Origin of the sequence: Flavobacterium fluvii (assembly GCF_900129545.1) — a bacterium.
GTDB classification, from domain to species: Bacteria; Bacteroidota; Bacteroidia; order Flavobacteriales; family Flavobacteriaceae; genus Flavobacterium; species Flavobacterium fluvii.
Window position 1 is genome coordinate 340,500 of record NZ_FQWB01000004.1, and the last position, 15,532, is coordinate 356,031.

General features: G+C 36.7%; 16 protein-coding genes. 11 read left to right on the forward strand and 5 right to left on the reverse strand.

What is annotated here, in order from left to right:
- Positions 1-296: 296 nt before the first annotated feature.
- The 8 genes from BUC16_RS11340 (at position 297) to BUC16_RS11375 (ending at position 7,782) form a co-directional block, all read left to right on the forward strand.
- Positions 297-1,274: a M23 family metallopeptidase gene (locus tag BUC16_RS11340; protein WP_073370656.1), complete on the forward strand. Its 978-nt coding sequence runs from the start codon at positions 297-299 to the stop codon at positions 1,272-1,274.
- 46 nt (positions 1,275-1,320) lie between these two features.
- On the forward strand, positions 1,321-1,653 hold the full coding sequence (locus tag BUC16_RS11345) for a MerR family transcriptional regulator (RefSeq protein ID WP_073370658.1): 333 nt from the start codon (positions 1,321-1,323) through the stop codon (positions 1,651-1,653).
- Positions 1,654-1,727: 74 nt separating this feature from the next.
- A complete protein-coding gene (locus tag BUC16_RS11350) occupies positions 1,728-2,321 on the forward strand; it encodes a LemA family protein (protein ID WP_073370660.1) in 594 nt (197 codons plus the stop codon).
- 11 nt (positions 2,322-2,332) lie between these two features.
- Positions 2,333-2,770, forward strand: coding sequence for a TPM domain-containing protein (locus BUC16_RS11355; RefSeq protein ID WP_073370661.1), 438 nt, complete (start codon positions 2,333-2,335; stop codon positions 2,768-2,770).
- A complete protein-coding gene (locus tag BUC16_RS11360) occupies positions 2,770-3,588 on the forward strand; it encodes a TPM domain-containing protein (RefSeq protein WP_073370663.1) in 819 nt (272 codons plus the stop codon). The genes BUC16_RS11355 and BUC16_RS11360 overlap by 1 nt, the downstream gene beginning before the upstream one ends.
- Positions 3,589-3,650: 62 nt before the next feature.
- A complete protein-coding gene (locus BUC16_RS11365) occupies positions 3,651-4,064 on the forward strand; it encodes an RrF2 family transcriptional regulator (RefSeq protein ID WP_073370664.1) in 414 nt (137 codons plus the stop codon).
- 243 nt (positions 4,065-4,307) lie between these two features.
- Positions 4,308-6,890 (forward strand): TonB-dependent receptor, encoded by a 2,583-nt coding sequence (locus BUC16_RS11370; RefSeq protein WP_073370666.1) that lies wholly within the window; start codon positions 4,308-4,310, stop codon positions 6,888-6,890.
- Positions 6,891-7,041: 151 nt separating this feature from the next.
- Positions 7,042-7,782 (forward strand): DUF2490 domain-containing protein, encoded by a 741-nt coding sequence (locus BUC16_RS11375; protein WP_073370668.1) that lies wholly within the window; start codon positions 7,042-7,044, stop codon positions 7,780-7,782.
- Positions 7,783-7,855: 73 nt separating this feature from the next.
- On the opposite strand, the gene BUC16_RS11380 is transcribed toward BUC16_RS11375, so the two are convergent.
- Entirely contained in the window at positions 7,856-8,332 is a 477-nt protein-coding gene (locus BUC16_RS11380; RefSeq protein ID WP_073370669.1) for a DUF4890 domain-containing protein, read from the reverse strand.
- Positions 8,333-8,404: 72 nt separating this feature from the next.
- Positions 8,405-11,188 carry an outer membrane beta-barrel protein gene (locus tag BUC16_RS11385; protein ID WP_073370671.1) on the reverse strand — a complete coding sequence of 928 codons (2,784 nt, stop codon included), beginning with the start codon at positions 11,186-11,188 and terminating at the stop codon, positions 8,405-8,407.
- Positions 11,189-11,411: 223 nt separating this feature from the next.
- Here BUC16_RS11385 and BUC16_RS11390 point away from each other — a divergent pair, with 223 nt between their 5' ends.
- Positions 11,412-11,642, forward strand: coding sequence for a hypothetical protein (locus BUC16_RS11390; protein ID WP_073370672.1), 231 nt, complete (start codon positions 11,412-11,414; stop codon positions 11,640-11,642).
- A 103-nt stretch (positions 11,643-11,745) separates the two neighbouring features.
- On the opposite strand, the gene der is transcribed toward BUC16_RS11390, so the two are convergent.
- Positions 11,746-13,056 (reverse strand): ribosome biogenesis GTPase Der, encoded by a 1,311-nt coding sequence (gene der / locus BUC16_RS11395; protein WP_073370674.1) that lies wholly within the window; start codon positions 13,054-13,056, stop codon positions 11,746-11,748.
- 207 nt (positions 13,057-13,263) lie between these two features.
- Here der and BUC16_RS11400 point away from each other — a divergent pair, with 207 nt between their 5' ends.
- A complete protein-coding gene (locus BUC16_RS11400; protein WP_073370779.1) occupies positions 13,264-13,761 on the forward strand; it encodes a hypothetical protein in 498 nt (165 codons plus the stop codon).
- A 1-nt stretch (position 13,762) separates the two neighbouring features.
- Here the strand turns inward: BUC16_RS11400 and era are convergent, their stop codons facing one another.
- Positions 13,763-14,644 carry a GTPase Era gene (gene era / locus BUC16_RS11405; protein ID WP_073370675.1) on the reverse strand — a complete coding sequence of 294 codons (882 nt, stop codon included), beginning with the start codon at positions 14,642-14,644 and terminating at the stop codon, positions 13,763-13,765.
- A gap of 38 nt (positions 14,645-14,682) precedes the next feature.
- Between era and BUC16_RS17745 the strand changes: the two genes are divergently transcribed.
- Positions 14,683-14,835, forward strand: coding sequence for a hypothetical protein (locus tag BUC16_RS17745; protein ID WP_170860868.1), 153 nt, complete (start codon positions 14,683-14,685; stop codon positions 14,833-14,835).
- 112 nt (positions 14,836-14,947) lie between these two features.
- Here BUC16_RS17745 and BUC16_RS11415 read toward each other — a convergent pair whose 3' ends face one another.
- Positions 14,948-15,496, reverse strand: coding sequence for a hypothetical protein (locus tag BUC16_RS11415; protein ID WP_073370678.1), 549 nt, complete (start codon positions 15,494-15,496; stop codon positions 14,948-14,950).
- Positions 15,497-15,532: the final 36 nt, after the last annotated feature.

Here is a 15,532-nt window from a genome sequence, read left to right on the forward strand (position 1 = left end):
GAGAACTTGCAATGGAAAGCTGGAAAAGGCACAATAGTTACTATTTTAAAATAAACCATCTTATTTATCTTGTTCATTTGCCCTTTTTATTTGTTAAAAAATATTTCAATAGCAAAAACTATTAAACTATTTTTTGCCTTGAAAAAGAACAAACTAACGTCGCTAAATTTGGACGCTTTATTTCAAAACAGTAACTAAAATATTTATTATCGGAAAAAGGGTTGAAAAAATGAAACATTTATTAAATTTGTTCGACTAACCTTTTTACGATGTGCAAAAATAGGGTATTTTAAAATATGGCGAAAGTAAAATATTATTACGATTCCGAAAATCTAGCCTATAGAAAGATAATAACAAAAACCAGAAAGAAAATTGGAGTTGTTTTGTTGTTTTTAGTGGCTTCGGCATTGTTTGGTTTTTTAAGTTTCGTGATTTTATTGAATACGCCTTATTTTGAAACTCCAAAAAACAGGTTGCAGGCTCGCGAAATAGAAAATTTGAAATTACGATATGCCATCTTGAACAAGAAAATGGACGAAGTGGACAATGTGATCGAGTTGATTGAAGAAAGAGACAATAATCTGTACAGGGTCTATTTTAACGCCTCCCCGATTCCCGAAGAGGAGCGGAAATCAGGTTTTAAAGACGCTGATCGATATAAAGATTTAGAAGGTTACGACAATTCGCAATTGGTTGCCAATACCACGAAAAGAATTGACAAACTTCGAAAAGAATTGAGCATCCAGTCGAAATCGTTGGACGATATTTTGAAAATGGCTGAAGCAAAAGACAAATTATTGTCGGCAATTCCAGCCATTCAGCCTGTGAGGAACGAAAATTTAAAAAATATGGCTTCTGGTTTTGGATATCGAACAGACCCTTTTACCAAGGCTAGAAAAATGCACGAAGGAATGGATTTTACCGCTAAAACCGGCACTCCAATTTATGCCACTGGTGATGGAATTGTGGCAAGAGCCGACAATACGGCTTCGGGATACGGAAATCATATCGTGATTAGACACGGTTATGGGTATGAAACTTTATATGCACATTTAAGCAGATACAAATGCAGGGCCGGCCAACGCATCAATCGTGGAGACGTAATAGGTTATGTGGGAAGCACGGGAAGATCGGAAGCGCCACACTTGCATTATGAAGTGCATAAAAATGGCAAAGTGGTAAATCCACTCAACTTTTATTATGGCAATATTTCGGCGGTGGAATATGTTGCCATTGCACAATTGGCGAATCAGGAAAATCAATCTTATGACTAATTTTATTTGAATTGTTCAGATAAATGATGAAAAACAAAAAATAGACATGCATATAGAATTATCTAAAGACAAAAGATATTACAGCATTGGTGAAGTAGCCAAGGCTTTTGACGTGAATGCATCGCTTATTCGATTTTGGGATAGTGAATTTGACATTCTCAAACCAAAGAAAAATGCCAAAGGCAACCGGATGTTTACACCCGAAGACGTGAAAAACCTACAATTAATTTATCATTTGGTAAAAGAAAGAGGTTTCACGCTCGAAGGTGCCAGAACACATTTGAAGGAAGGACAAAAGAAAACTTTGGATAAATATGACATTATCAGCAAACTCGAAACCATAAAAGTACAGTTGACCAATATCAAGAATGAACTTTGAAACGGCAATTTCGATGGCAACAACAATGAAAATTAAACATAGAAAATAAATACTAAACCTTAAATTAAACAAAAATGGATTTTAAAAAATTTTTACCTTGGATTATTGCAGCTGTATTGGTTATTGGAATTTACAGTTGGGTTAAAGGAATCAACAATACTGCGGTGACTTTAAGTCAAACTGTGGAACAAACTTGGGGTGATGTGCAAACGTCTTACCAAAGAAGGAATGACCTTATCGGAAATCTTGTAAATACCGTAAAAGGTGCTGCCGATTTCGAAAAAAGCACTTTGACCGCCGTTATCGAAGCTAGAGCGAAAGCCACTTCTGTAACCGTGGATCCAAAAAACATCACACCAGAACAATTGGCTCAATTCAACCAAGCACAAAGTGGCGTGAGCAGTTCTTTGTCAAGATTATTGGTAACCGTGGAGCAATATCCAGAATTGAAAGCCAATGCCAATTTCTTGAAATTACAAGATGAATTGGCAAGCACGGAAAACCAAATTCTGACAGCCAGAACCCGTTTTAACGAAGCGGTTATGCCTTACAACACGCACATCAAAACTTTCCCAAATTCATTATTTGCAGGTATGTTTGGGTTCAAGGAAAAAGCATATTTCCAATCGGTTGCCGGTGCTGAAAAACCTGTTGAAGTAAAATTCTAATTCAAAAGTAAATGTCAAAAGTTGAAGATTTTTTAACCAAAGAAGAAGAACAAGCGATTGTTGAAGCTATTCGTATGGCTGAAAAAGAAACTTCTGGCGAGATTAGAGTCCATATAGAAAAAACAACTTCCAAGGTTCCTTATGACAGGGCTTTGGAAGTTTTTCACGAATTGGGAATGGATGCAACCGATCTCAAAAACGGTGTTTTGATTTACCTTGCCGTTGATGACCATAATTTTGTCATTTGTGGTGACAAAGGCATCAACGATGTTGTTCCCAAAGATTTTTGGGATTGTACAAAAGATGCAATGGCAAACCAATTTAAAACTGGAAATTTCAAGCAAGGACTAATCGACGGAATCACTAAAGCCGGCGAACAATTGCAAAAATACTTCCCTTACCATCACGGTGACACCAATGAATTATCAAACGAAATATCTAAAGGATAATGTTATTACAAAAAAAGATTACTTCAATTTTCCTAAAACTACTCGTTTGTTTCCTGTTAACACAAATTAGTTTTGCCCAATTTGACATTCCTAAAAAACCGGATTTTCAAACTTCAGTTTATGATTATGCCAATGTTTTAAGTGTAGATGAAAAATCGCAATTAGAAGAAAAACTCATTCGTTATTCCGACTCCACCTCAACACAAATCGTGGTTATCACGATAGAAAGCCTGAAAGGCGAAGATATCGGGATTTTGACTCCAAAATGGGGACAAACCTGGGGAATTGGAGGAAGCGAAAAAAATGATAATGGTGTCATTATATTATTGGCAAAAGCCGAAAGAAAAATCTGGATCTCTCCAGGTTATGGTCTCGAAGATAAATTAACGGCTGGAATTGGCGGAGAAATCACTCGAAACATCATCATTCCCGAATTCAAAGCTGGAAGTTATTACAAAGGGTTGGACAAAGGTGCCGATGCCCTTTTCGATGTTTTCAAAGGCAAATACAAAGGCGAAAGAAAACAACAATCCAAAGGAAAAAAATTCCCTATCGTTCCTTTAATAATCATAATTGTTATCGTTCTTGTACTTGCTTCCAAAAATAAAAAAGGAGGAGGAAATTCTGGAAATTCAGGTGGCGGTGGACCAAGTTTGTTGGATGTCATTATTTTGAGTAATTTGGGTCGCGGCGGATTTGGCGGCGGATCAGGTGGATTCGGTGGTGGTTCTTCTGGAGGAGGATTTGGTGGAGGCGGCTTCGGCGGTGGATTTGGCGGCGGAGGTTTCTCTGGTGGCGGTTCAGGTGGAAGTTGGTAGATTCCAGTAATTAGTGCTCTCTTTTTTAGTAACTAAGTCTAAATAAATAAAAACAGAAATATATGTTATCACACAAAACCAAATATGCTCTTAAAGCCCTGCTTTATCTAGCGCAACAAGAGGAAGGCCACATTGCCAAGACCATCGAAATTGCAGAAGAAGCCAATATTCCAAAAAAGTTTTTGGAACAAATATTATTGGAGTTAAAAAGAGGCCATTTCGTAAGTAGCAAACAGGGAAAACTAGGCGGTTATTATCTCATAAAATCGAAAAACACCATAACATTGTCCGATATTCATCGATTATTTGATGGTGCAATTGCACTTCTTCCTTGTGCTTCCTTAAATTTTTACGAGCCTTGCCACGATTGTCAAACTGAAGATGAATGCCTATTAAGACTGGGGTTAATAACCATTAGAGAAAAAACTTTGGCTGCCATGGAAGGCATTACTATTGCCTCCTTGATAAAAAAATAAAAAAATTTAAGCTAAACTCTACTAATTTTATAGAATTAATTATATATTTGCATCCAGAATTAAAACATTATCAACAAGACAAAATAAAACTTATGAAAGCAAATCAAAACAAACTCTCATTTTTAGAAAACCAAGCACTCATAAAAATTGAAAAACGGGATTATAAAATAATGTGTATGTGTTGCCTTTAATTTAAAAAAATTTTAATTTAAACTCTACTAATTACATATAATATATATAATAATGAAAACAATTTACACAAAAACAATATCTACCTTAATCTTATTATTAATTTTTTCTACCTCCTTTGCTCAAAACGTGCTTGAAGGATTAGTTAAAAATGACCAAAATTCACCGATAGAAGGAGTAAATGTAGTTCTAAAAGGGACTATCAAAAATGCTACAACCGATGCTTATGGTAAATTTAGCATTGAAGCCAAAGAACTTCCATTTACAATTATTGTACAATACGCTGGTTCTAACACTAAAGAAATTAAAATAACTGAAATACCAACTAGTCCATTACAAATTGTCATTACTACTGGTGAAGAGAAAGTTCTATCTGAGGTTGTTGTTACTTCAAGACGTAGAATAGAAAAAGTACAAGACATTCCTATTGCTGTATCAGTAGTAACTGGCAAACAAGCAGAACAAGCAGGTGCTTTCAACGTGAACCGTATTAAAGAATTAGTTCCTTCAGTACAACTTTATTCTTCTAACCCAAGAAATACTGGTATTAACATTCGTGGTCTGGGTTCTCCTTATGGACTTACCAATGACGGAATCGATCCTGGGGTAGGTTTCTATGTTGACGGCGTGTATTATGCTCGTCCTGCAGCAACTACTCTCGACTTTATTGATGTTGAGCGAATTGAAGTATTGCGCGGACCACAAGGGTCGTTGTTTGGTAAAAACACAACTTCTGGTGCGTTCAATATCACTTCCCGCAAACCAAGTTTTACTTCAGGTGCCGACTTTGAAATAAGTTATGGAAACTATGCATACTTGCAAGCAAAAGCTTCGATTACAGGTGCATTAAGCAAAAAAATTGCTGGTAGATTATCTTTTTCAGGTACACAGCGTGATGGTATAATTGATAACACCGCAACTGGAAAACCAACTAACACTCTTAACAATCAAGGATTTAGAGGACAATTACTTTTCACTCCAACAGAAAACACCAATATTACGTTATCTGCTGACCTTACAACACAGCATAATGATGGATATGCCCAAGTAGTTGCTGGTGTTGCTCCAACAAAAAGAGTTCCACAACGTCAATTTAACGCAATTATTGCTGATTTAAATTACAAACTTCCCAGCTTAAATGCTTTTGACCGTAAAATTGATCATGATACACCATGGCGCTCTGGACAAGATTTAGGTGGTGCTTCTCTTAATGTTGACACAAAAGTTGGAGGTGGTACACTTACCTCAACTACTGCTTGGAGATTCTGGACTTGGGATCCATCTAATGACAGAGACTTTACAGGTTTACAACAGCTTGCAAAATCACAAAACCCTTCAAGACAGTGGCAAGTAACTCAGGAGATTCGTTATGCAGGTAAACTTACATCTAAATTAAGCGGTGTTGCCGGTGTGTTCTTTATTGACCAAACATCAAAAACAAAAGGTACAGAGGAATCCGGTAGCGCACAATGGAGATTTTCCCAGGACTCATTTACTCCAGCAAATACTGCATTATGGAAAACCCCAGGTCTTTTTGAAGGATATGGAATAAAAACCAATGCTAAAATACATTCAACAAGTGCTGCCGTTTTCGGTCAATTAGACTGGGCGATTACAGAACGTTTACACGTATTGCCTGGTTTACGTTACAACTACGACAAGAAAGATGCAGATTATGACCGTCAAACATATGGAGGTCTTCAAACAAGTGATCCAGCATTAATAGCGTTGAAAAACAAAGTTTATACTAATCAAAATTTCTCGTCTGATAACGACAACACCGATTTTTCAGGAAACTTAACAGTAAACTATAAAGTTTCTGACAAAATTAATACTTATGCAACTTATGCAAAAAGCTACAAACCAATTGGAGTGAACGTAGCTGGACTTCCTACTCCTCCTGCTGGTCAGAGTTTAGGTGATCTTGCAACAGTTAAGCCGGAAGACGTAAATCATTATGAAGCTGGTATAAAAACTTCTCCAATTAGAAACTCAATTTTAAACCTGACAGCATTTAGAACAGATATTAAAGATTTCCAAACCAACGTTCAGGCTGCTGAATTGGGTGTAAACCGTGGATACCTTGCTAATGCCGATCATGTACGTGTAAGCGGATTAGAATTAGATGCAAGTTTTGTAATTAACAAACACTTTAGCGTTTTCGGAGCTGCAACTTATACTGATGGTGAATACGTTAAATTTACAAATGCACCGCTTCCATTAGAAGAAACAGGAACTACTGTCAATGGAGTTCAGGTAGCTTATAAAGATGTTTCTGGAACTGCTTTACCAGGTGTTTCAAAATGGGCTGGAAACTTAGGAGCTGAATATACTAAAGATGCAAAATTCTTCGGAAATACAGGTAAATTTTTCTTTGCACTTGATGGTTATGGACGTTCTGAATTCTCGTCAAGCCCTTCAGCTTCGACTTATTTAGTAGTTCCTGGTTATACTATCTTTAATGGTCGTCTAGGTTTCCGTGCATCTGAAGGGTTGTCTATCCACATTTGGGGACGTAACCTTTTAAACAAAGATTACTATGAGCAATTATTGCCTGCTGGTGGAAATGCTGGACACTATGCTGGAGTATTAGGAGACCAGATTACTTATGGAGTTACTTTGAAATATGCTTTGTAACCCATAAATCTGTCAAAAACATTTTTTTTAAAATACTAAAACCATCAAATTAATTTTTGATGGTTTTTTTGTTCTATAAAACAGTCCTAAAAAATAAATTCCATTTGAGTAATAGAGTTTGTGTACATTTGCCGCAAATTGAAATTGCTTTATGAAAACCATCCGAATCCTATGTCTTTTGTTAGTATGCTTTGTTTCCAAAGCCCAAACTAAAAAAAATGTAGATCAACAAAGTTTACTTTGGACACGTTATTACAACCTATTGGCCCTAAACGACAAATGGTCTATACATACTGAATTTGACAATAGGGTTTTTATAAGCCCTTTAGAGGAAAATTTATTTCTGGTACGTATGCACGGACGATACAAAATCAACAACAATGTGGATTTGGGTGCCGGGGTTTCCTATTTCTCTGTAGCCACACAAGTTCCTGGAAACAGTAAAGATTTTTGGACACCGGAATACCGAGGACAACAAGACATCAGCTGGAGACAAGAATATAACAGCATAACATTGAACCATCGATTTCAAGTGGAAGAGCGTTTTTTTCGCAATATCAACGACGAGGGCTTGCAACCGGGGACTACTTTTAATTGGAGATTCAGATACCGTCTTCAAGGGGAATATTCCTGTTGGAAAAAAGAAAACCAGTATCTAAAAGCCATTGTGTATGACGAATTGATGGTTAATGCCGGAAAAAACGTTGTCAACAACACTTTTGACCAAAACAGGATTTACGCTGGTTTGCAATACGGAGTCAACAAAAATATTGCATTGGAATTGGGTTATTTGAAGAGTTTCCAACAACGTTTGAGCGGTGACGATTATTTTGACAGAGACATTATTCGCTTTACCCTTTTTCACAAAATAAACCTTCACAAAAAGAAGTAAAAATAAAAAGTCCCAAACACAAAGCGTTGTGTTTGGGACTTTTTTTATTGGACTGACTGGGTTACAAACGACACTAATCTTGTGGCTGCGCTTGGTTTCCTCCGTTATCCCTGCCTTCACCACCGCCTTGCCTGTTTCCTCTGCCTTCTCTCATTTTTTCCATATTGGCTTTTTCAATGTCTTTCATTTTTTTGAATTGGTCTGGAGTCAAAATTGCTTGTAATTTAGCATCTGTTGCTTTTTTGTCTTCTTGCCTTTTGGCTCTAAACGCATCTCTTTCCTCACTAGTCATTTCTTTGGCATTGCCTCCACTTCGTTGAGCTCTAATTGCTTCCATTTTAGCATTTTGCTCTGCAAGAATCGGTTTTATTTGTTCTTGTTGTTTGACATCCAATTTCAAATCAGTTGTCAATTTATCCAATTGAGTTTGAGTCCTTTGTTCTGGAGTTTGTCTCTCTCTTTGTTGACCTTTTTTCTCTGGTTTGGTTTGGTCTTGTGCAAAAGACGAAATACTAACCACCAATAATGCAGCGATAATTAATTTTTTCATTTTATTTTATTTTTAAGGTTATAGGTATATAAGACAATAATATAGCGAAATGGTTTAATGGCAATAAAATAATTAATCCATGCCGTCACCACCGCCCATTTCTCTGTTTCTGCCTCCACCTCCTCTAGTGCGTTTTTCTTTTCCTGAAAAACTTCCCAATTTATAGGCTAGAGAAAGCATGGCGTAACGTTTTAAAACAGTGTTTTCTTCATCGCGAATTATCGTTGCCGATATCGATCTTGCGGCACTTTGGTTTTGATTCAAAACGTCATAGACTTTTACTTTCAAGGTCATTTTTTTATCAAAAAAGCCATACGACAAACTCGTGTTCCATAAATAAAAATCTTTTTTGAAATTTCCCGAAAGATTTGAATTGTAGGTATATCCAAAATCATTTCCGAAAATCCAATTCTTTGGCCAATAGTTGGTAGTTTGAATATTGATTCTATGAACCACACTCGAATTGGATGTCCCATTCCTTTCATATTTGGTTTCGTTGTAAGACAAACTATAGGTTGGAGCTACGGTCAACAACTCCCCGTAATCATAAGAGAAGTTCACTCTTGGGCTAATTCCCAATGATATCGCATCAAATAAAACGCCATTGGTATATCCTTTGTCCAAGGAATAATTTCCGTTTATTCCGAAACCATATCGTAGTACATGAGCATCTCTTTTTAGGGTCTGATTCCAATTTCCTCCAATAGAAGTGGCATAAGTTCCTGAAACGTTTTTGTATTCCGTTATTTTTTGACCACCGTCGCCAAAACGCGCAATGGTAACCACTTTGCTGTTGAAATAATCTCCTCTGGCAAAAAAGGTGTACCCCGAGCGAGTTCTCATATCAAAATTCCTGTAATTGATGTTCAAGCTGTTTCTTTCGTTTGGATCCAAAAATGGATTTCCTATTATCGTATTCAAGGGATTAGCCAAATTTGCCACTGGCATCAACTGATTGTATGTGGGAAGACTATTGGAATAATCATATCTCAAAGTAATAAATTTTGATCGATCCAATTTATACCTGATTTGTGCTCTTCCGAATGGCAAAACATATTTTTGATTCAAATCGGTAGCTTTGTTCAGATATAATGAGTGATTGTCATAGTCAATAATGGCAGTACTCGAATTCAAATTAAAAGTAAAATCGCTCTTTTCAAAACTAATCCCCACTTTTGGAGTGATGGAATTTTGTCTGGAAGTGGTATAATTGGACTGTGCTTCGTTAAGAGTGGAAGACAAATGGGAATCGTCATCGAAATCGTATGTTTTCAAGTCGTTTATTTGATTATCCCATTGAAAATCTGAACCTACTCGAATTCGCAAAGAATCTGTAATCGGCTCCGTGTATTCAAAATCTAACGAATAAGAATCACTTACATTGGTACTCTTGCCGTTTTGGTCTCTGTTGATGTCTTCTTTAGTCCCTTGATGGAAAATAGTTTTAGACATACTTAGCGACTCTGAATCACTATCCGAATTATTGTTGCTGAAAACAAAACTCAAATTACGAGCTTTTTTTTCGAAAGCTTTATTAAAGTTTATCGTGTTTCCAAAACTAGTTGAGCTGCCTTCTCTACTGGATTTTGAGGCACTTTCGTTTAAAAGTGCATCCGCTTCATCAATAGAAGTGCTAAAAGATTTGGAAGAGCTATTGTTGCGAGATTGATTAACTGCTGGCGTAACCACGATTCGCGTAGTTGGATCTAATTTATATTCAAATTCAAAATTCGCCTTGTTTCCGGTATTTTCGCTTCTAGTTTCAGATCCAGCTCCCGTAAAAATGTTGCCCGTAGAGGATAATTCAACTTGATTGGACTTGCTTTCGTTTTTATTGACCGAATTCGAAAAATTATAGCTTCCCATGGCCAGCAAGTTTTTCGACCATTCATCGTTATAATTAAGCCCCACCATACTAGATTCGGTAATACCTCTTCCACCTCCGGTAGTCCTACCTCCCTGTTGTCCGGAATTTCGACCTCCACTCATACTGTCAAAGACTTCGTCCTGCGCAAACCCTGGAGCATTAATATTATTGGCCGAAGCCAACAGGCTTATTTTTTGCTTATTATTAAAATGGTTTATGATAAAACTGGCTTCATACCGGTCATCGGTACCATATCCTGCCAAGAATTTTCCAAAGTAGCCTTTGTTTTTCTTTTCGTCAATGGTCAGATTGATGCTGGAATAATCCGATGTGGATTCTTGCTTGGACAATTCCTCTTTTTTGGTTTTAAAATCAGACACTTGAACCTTGCTGATGATTTCTGCCGGCAAGTTTTTTAGGGCAATGGCTCCGTCTTTATCAAAGAAAGTTTTCCCGTTTACCAAGAACTGGGTTACTTCTTTTCCGTTTACGGTTATTTTTCCGTCACTGTCAACTTCAAATCCTGGCAATTGTTTCAACAAAACTTCGACATTGGCATCTGGACGCACCTTGAAAGAAGCCGCATTAAACTCTATGGTATCTTTTTTTATTTTGATGGGTGGTGCTTCACTTTTTATAACAACCTCGTTCAATGCGTTTGTATTCTGCATCAAGTATAATTTCCCGAAATCCTTGCTTTCCAAAAGCCCATTTTGTTCTTCAACATAAGTTTGATAGCCCATATAATTGACCTTCAAAAAAATAGGTTTCTCGTATTTTTTGGTGGCAATTTTAAAAGCCCCATTTTTATCGGTATTGGCATATTCTATAACGGTAGAATCTTTGACATTGGAAAAATAAACCGTCGCCAATTCCAACGGAACCTGTGTATTAATATCATAGACAGTACCTTTAATCACAATGTCATTTTGGGCATTGGCAGAAAAAACGAAAAACAAAAGCAGTAAAGAAGAATAGATTTTAGACATAAAGCGTTTTATTATAGAAAGTAGATAAGACAAAAAAACACGGAAAAGGTTTAATGAGTGTTTCATTTATTAATCAAAAGATCTTGTTTCCCCTGATTAGTCATTCGTCTATCGTGTTTCAAAATCATCTCTACATCATTTTTTTAATAATTGATTAATAAGCAGTTAACTAAATTTTTTGTGTTTTAATCGTAACTTTAAAATACACATAAAAAAAGTAGCCATGAAAAATTTTGTGATTAAACTGGTGTGGTTTGCCACTGGATTTGTTTTTATTTTTACCGGTTTATGTCAAGTCAAAACGCCATTAACCCTATTAATGAGTTTGTTTCTCATAGGAAGTTTTTTAGTTCCGTTTATGGTTTACAAAGTTTTGACTGATGATTATACCACTTTTAAAACTTTCAAAGATTGGTACGAAGACAATCCCACCGAAACATTGGACGAAGAGTAATAGCACTGTATTTTCACTTTGAAGACGAATTTTTTTTCAAAAAAAAAGTTTATCGAGTTTTTGCAAACTGATAAACTTTTTATAATTCTTAAGATCAAAAAGACTATTTCTCCCTGATATAAATATCGATTGGCACTCCCGAGAAGTCCCAGTTTTCCCTAATCTTGTTTTCGAGGTAACGTTTGTAAGGTTCCTTCACATATTGCGGCATATTGGCAAAAAACACGAATTGTGGCGTTGCTGTTGGCAACTGCATGCAATATTTAATTTTCACGTATTTCCCTTTGGTTGCTGGCGGCGGATAAGCTTCGATTACTTTCAACATAAATTCGTTGAATTTTGAAGTCGCAATACGTTGTTGCCTGTTTTCATAAACTTGAACCGTTGCTTCCAATGCTTTCAACAAACGTTGTTTGGTTAATGCCGAAACAAAAAGAATCGGCACATCGGTAAACGGCATCAATTCTTTTTTAATTTTTTCTTCGTAATCACGGGTTGACATAGTGTCTTTTTCGACCAAATCCCATTTGTTTACCAAGATAACAACCCCTTTTCTGTTTTTCTCGGCCAACCAAAAAATACTTTGGTCCTGCCCTTCAAATCCACGGGTGGCATCAATTACCAAAATACAAATATCAGCATGTTCTATCGCACGAACCGAACGCATTACCGAGTAAAACTCTAAATCTTCCTTTACTTTCGCTTTACGACGAATTCCGGCAGTATCCACCAAGTTGAATTCGAAACCAAAACGGTCGAATTTGGTATCAATGGCATCACGGGTTGTTCCCGCAATGTCCGTAACCATAAACCTGTCTTTACCAATCAATGCGTTGATGAAACTTGATTTTCCAGCGTTAGGACGTCCCACGACTGCAAAACGTGGCAACACCACTTCTTCCTGAACTGGTTCTGGTTTTACTGGAAAAGCCTCAATTAAAGCATCCAATAAATCTCCCGTTCCGCTTCCCGAAATACTGGCAAACGTAAAATATTCTCCTAATCCAAGGTTGTAAAATTCGATGGCGTCTTTTTCACGCATCGCGTTATCCACCTTGTTTACCGCCAATAAAACTGGTTTTGTAATCTTGCGCAACATTTTGGCAACGGCATCATCCATTGGCGTAATACCTTCTTCGACATCTACCACAAAAATGATTACGTCAGCTTCGTCAATGGCCAATTCCACTTGTTTGCGGATTTCACCTTCAAAAACATCGTCGGATCCACGAACATAACCACCAGTGTCAATTACCGAGAATTCTTTTCCGTTCCACTCGCTTTTACCGTAGTTTCGATCTCTGGTAACTCCAGAAACTGAATCTACAATAGCCTCTCTTCTTTGTATCAGCCTATTAAAAAGGGTTGATTTCCCTACATTAGGTCTTCCTACTATCGCAACAATATTATTCATTTTTGTAAATTTTAGATTTGCTTCGCCAGTTCGCTGACGCTCGGGTCAAATTTCAGATTTTAGAATCTAGTTTCCTAAATTTCTATTACTTATAAATCCAAAATGCAGTATTTTAATTTTTTGCAAAGGTAGTGTTAAATCCCATACTATCAATTTTTTTACTATTTTGCAATGTTATTAATAATTTCGAACCCAAAAACTGTCCTTATGGATGCCGATACCGAAATCAGACTTCGCTTGCGTTTTTACAAAGATGTGCCAGAAAACTTGGAATCCGTCCGTCAAAAATTCGAAAATTATAAAGCAAATTGCACCGAAGATTGTCATCTAAAAATCAAGCACAACCACATCTGGATGAATATGCCCGATGCCAAACGTGAATATTGGTCGCCCCATTTGCATTTAGAACTGGAACCCAAAGACAACAACGAAACCCACATCCGTGGATTGTTTGGTCCAGAACCCACTTTATGGACGCTTTTTATGTTTCTACATTTTATGGTGGCGGGAATTTTTGTGGTTTTCAGTGCCATCGCCTACTCCAACTATGTATTGAAACAGCCGACCACAATGGATTTAATCGTGATGTTGCTGATGGTTATCGTTTGGTTTTTGCTCTACTTCATCGCCAAACAAATACGCTTTAAAGGCAATGGACAGATGAATGAATTGGAAGGGAAGTTCTTGGAGATTTTGGAATCGTAAACTACTGATTATACCCAAACCTTTTCAACATATTGGCGTTACTTCTCCAGTTTTTATTGACTTTCACGTACAATTCGATGTGGATTTGCTTTCCGAAAAATTTCTCCAAGTCGGCACGGGCTTCCATTCCCACTTGTTTCAGGGCAGCACCTTTGTGGCCAATGATGATTCCTTTTTGGGTTTCGCGTTCCACCATAATCAGGGAACGAATGCGGATGATGTTTTCGTCTTCGAAGAATTCTTCGGTCACGATTTCGACAGCATACGGAATTTCTTTGCTGTAATTCAACAATATTTTTTCGCGGATGGTTTCATTTACGAAGAAACGCTCCGGCTTGTCCGTCAATTGGTCTTTTGGATAATAAGCTGGTGACTCCGGCAACAATGAAATAATTCTTTGGAAAACTTCGGGAACATTGAAGTTTTGCAAAGCAGATATGGGATAAATTTCTGCATTGGGAACTTTTTCCGTCCAAAAAGCCACTTGGGTTTCCAATTGTTCTTGATTGGAATTGTCAATTTTGTTCAACAACAACAAAACCGGGATTTTCGAATGGATGATTTTATTGAAAAAAGCTTCGTCTTTCAATTCTTGTTCACCAATTTCGACCATATAAATCAAGATGTCGGCATCTTCAAAAGCGGATTTCACGAAGTTCATCATCGATTCCTGCATTTCGTAAGCCGGCTTGATGATTCCAGGCGTATCGGACAAAATCAATTGAAAATCTTCTCCGTTCACGATTCCCAAAATTCTATGACGGGTAGTTTGCGCTTTGGACGTGATGATGGACAATCTTTCGCCAACGAAGGCATTCATCAGGGTTGATTTCCCCACGTTTGGATTTCCGATGATATTTACAAAACCTGCTTTATGTGTCATAATATGTGTATTCAAATGAAGTGTCAAATCTTTGTTCGATGATTGGAATTCTTTTTAATTTTCGAATGCATAAAAAAAATGCAATTTCGCCAACTCCTTTATTTCTCGATGTTTCGGGCACAAAGGTACGATTGAATCCAGTATCTTCAGCAAGAATTACCGACTTTTTTAGAACCGCGGCAAACGGATAAATTGGTTCAGCAATTTTCAATTTGATAAACGACGCATTTTTAAGACATAAAAAAGGGTTGACTTTAATTAAAAAGTCAACCCTGATTATTTAAACTTAAACACTTTTAAAATTTATTTCCCGTGTTTATTTCCTTTTCCATGGTTACCATTTCCGTTTCCGTTTCCGTTGTTATGATTACCATTGTTGCCATTTCCGTTGTTGCCATGGTTGTTGTAATTACCATTATTGCCATGGTTGTCATTGTCATTTCTATAGCCATGGTTTTTATTCCCATTTTTGTATCCTATAGATTGTTGTGGTCTACCTTTATATCCTTTATAATATTTTACTTTATCATATCTATAATTGGTATAAGGTCTTGAACCGTGGTAATCGTTTAAAACAACTTTATAGCCTCTATTCAAATCATAGTTTCTATACTGTCTAGGCAAATAGCTTGATCTAATCCAAGCTCCGTTGCTTAGAAAAATAAATTGTGTGGCTCTTATATCATAATAAGCTTGAACATCCGGCAAATAATAATAGTTTACCGAAGAATATCCTACTGGTCCCCATGACGGCTGCAATCCTAAATTTACGTTTATGGATACTTGTGCATTCATTGAATTTGATGCAAAAAACATCATTATTCCCAGGGTCATTAATTTTAAAGTTTTCATTTTTGTTTGTATTTAATTAGTATTATTTATTTGTAT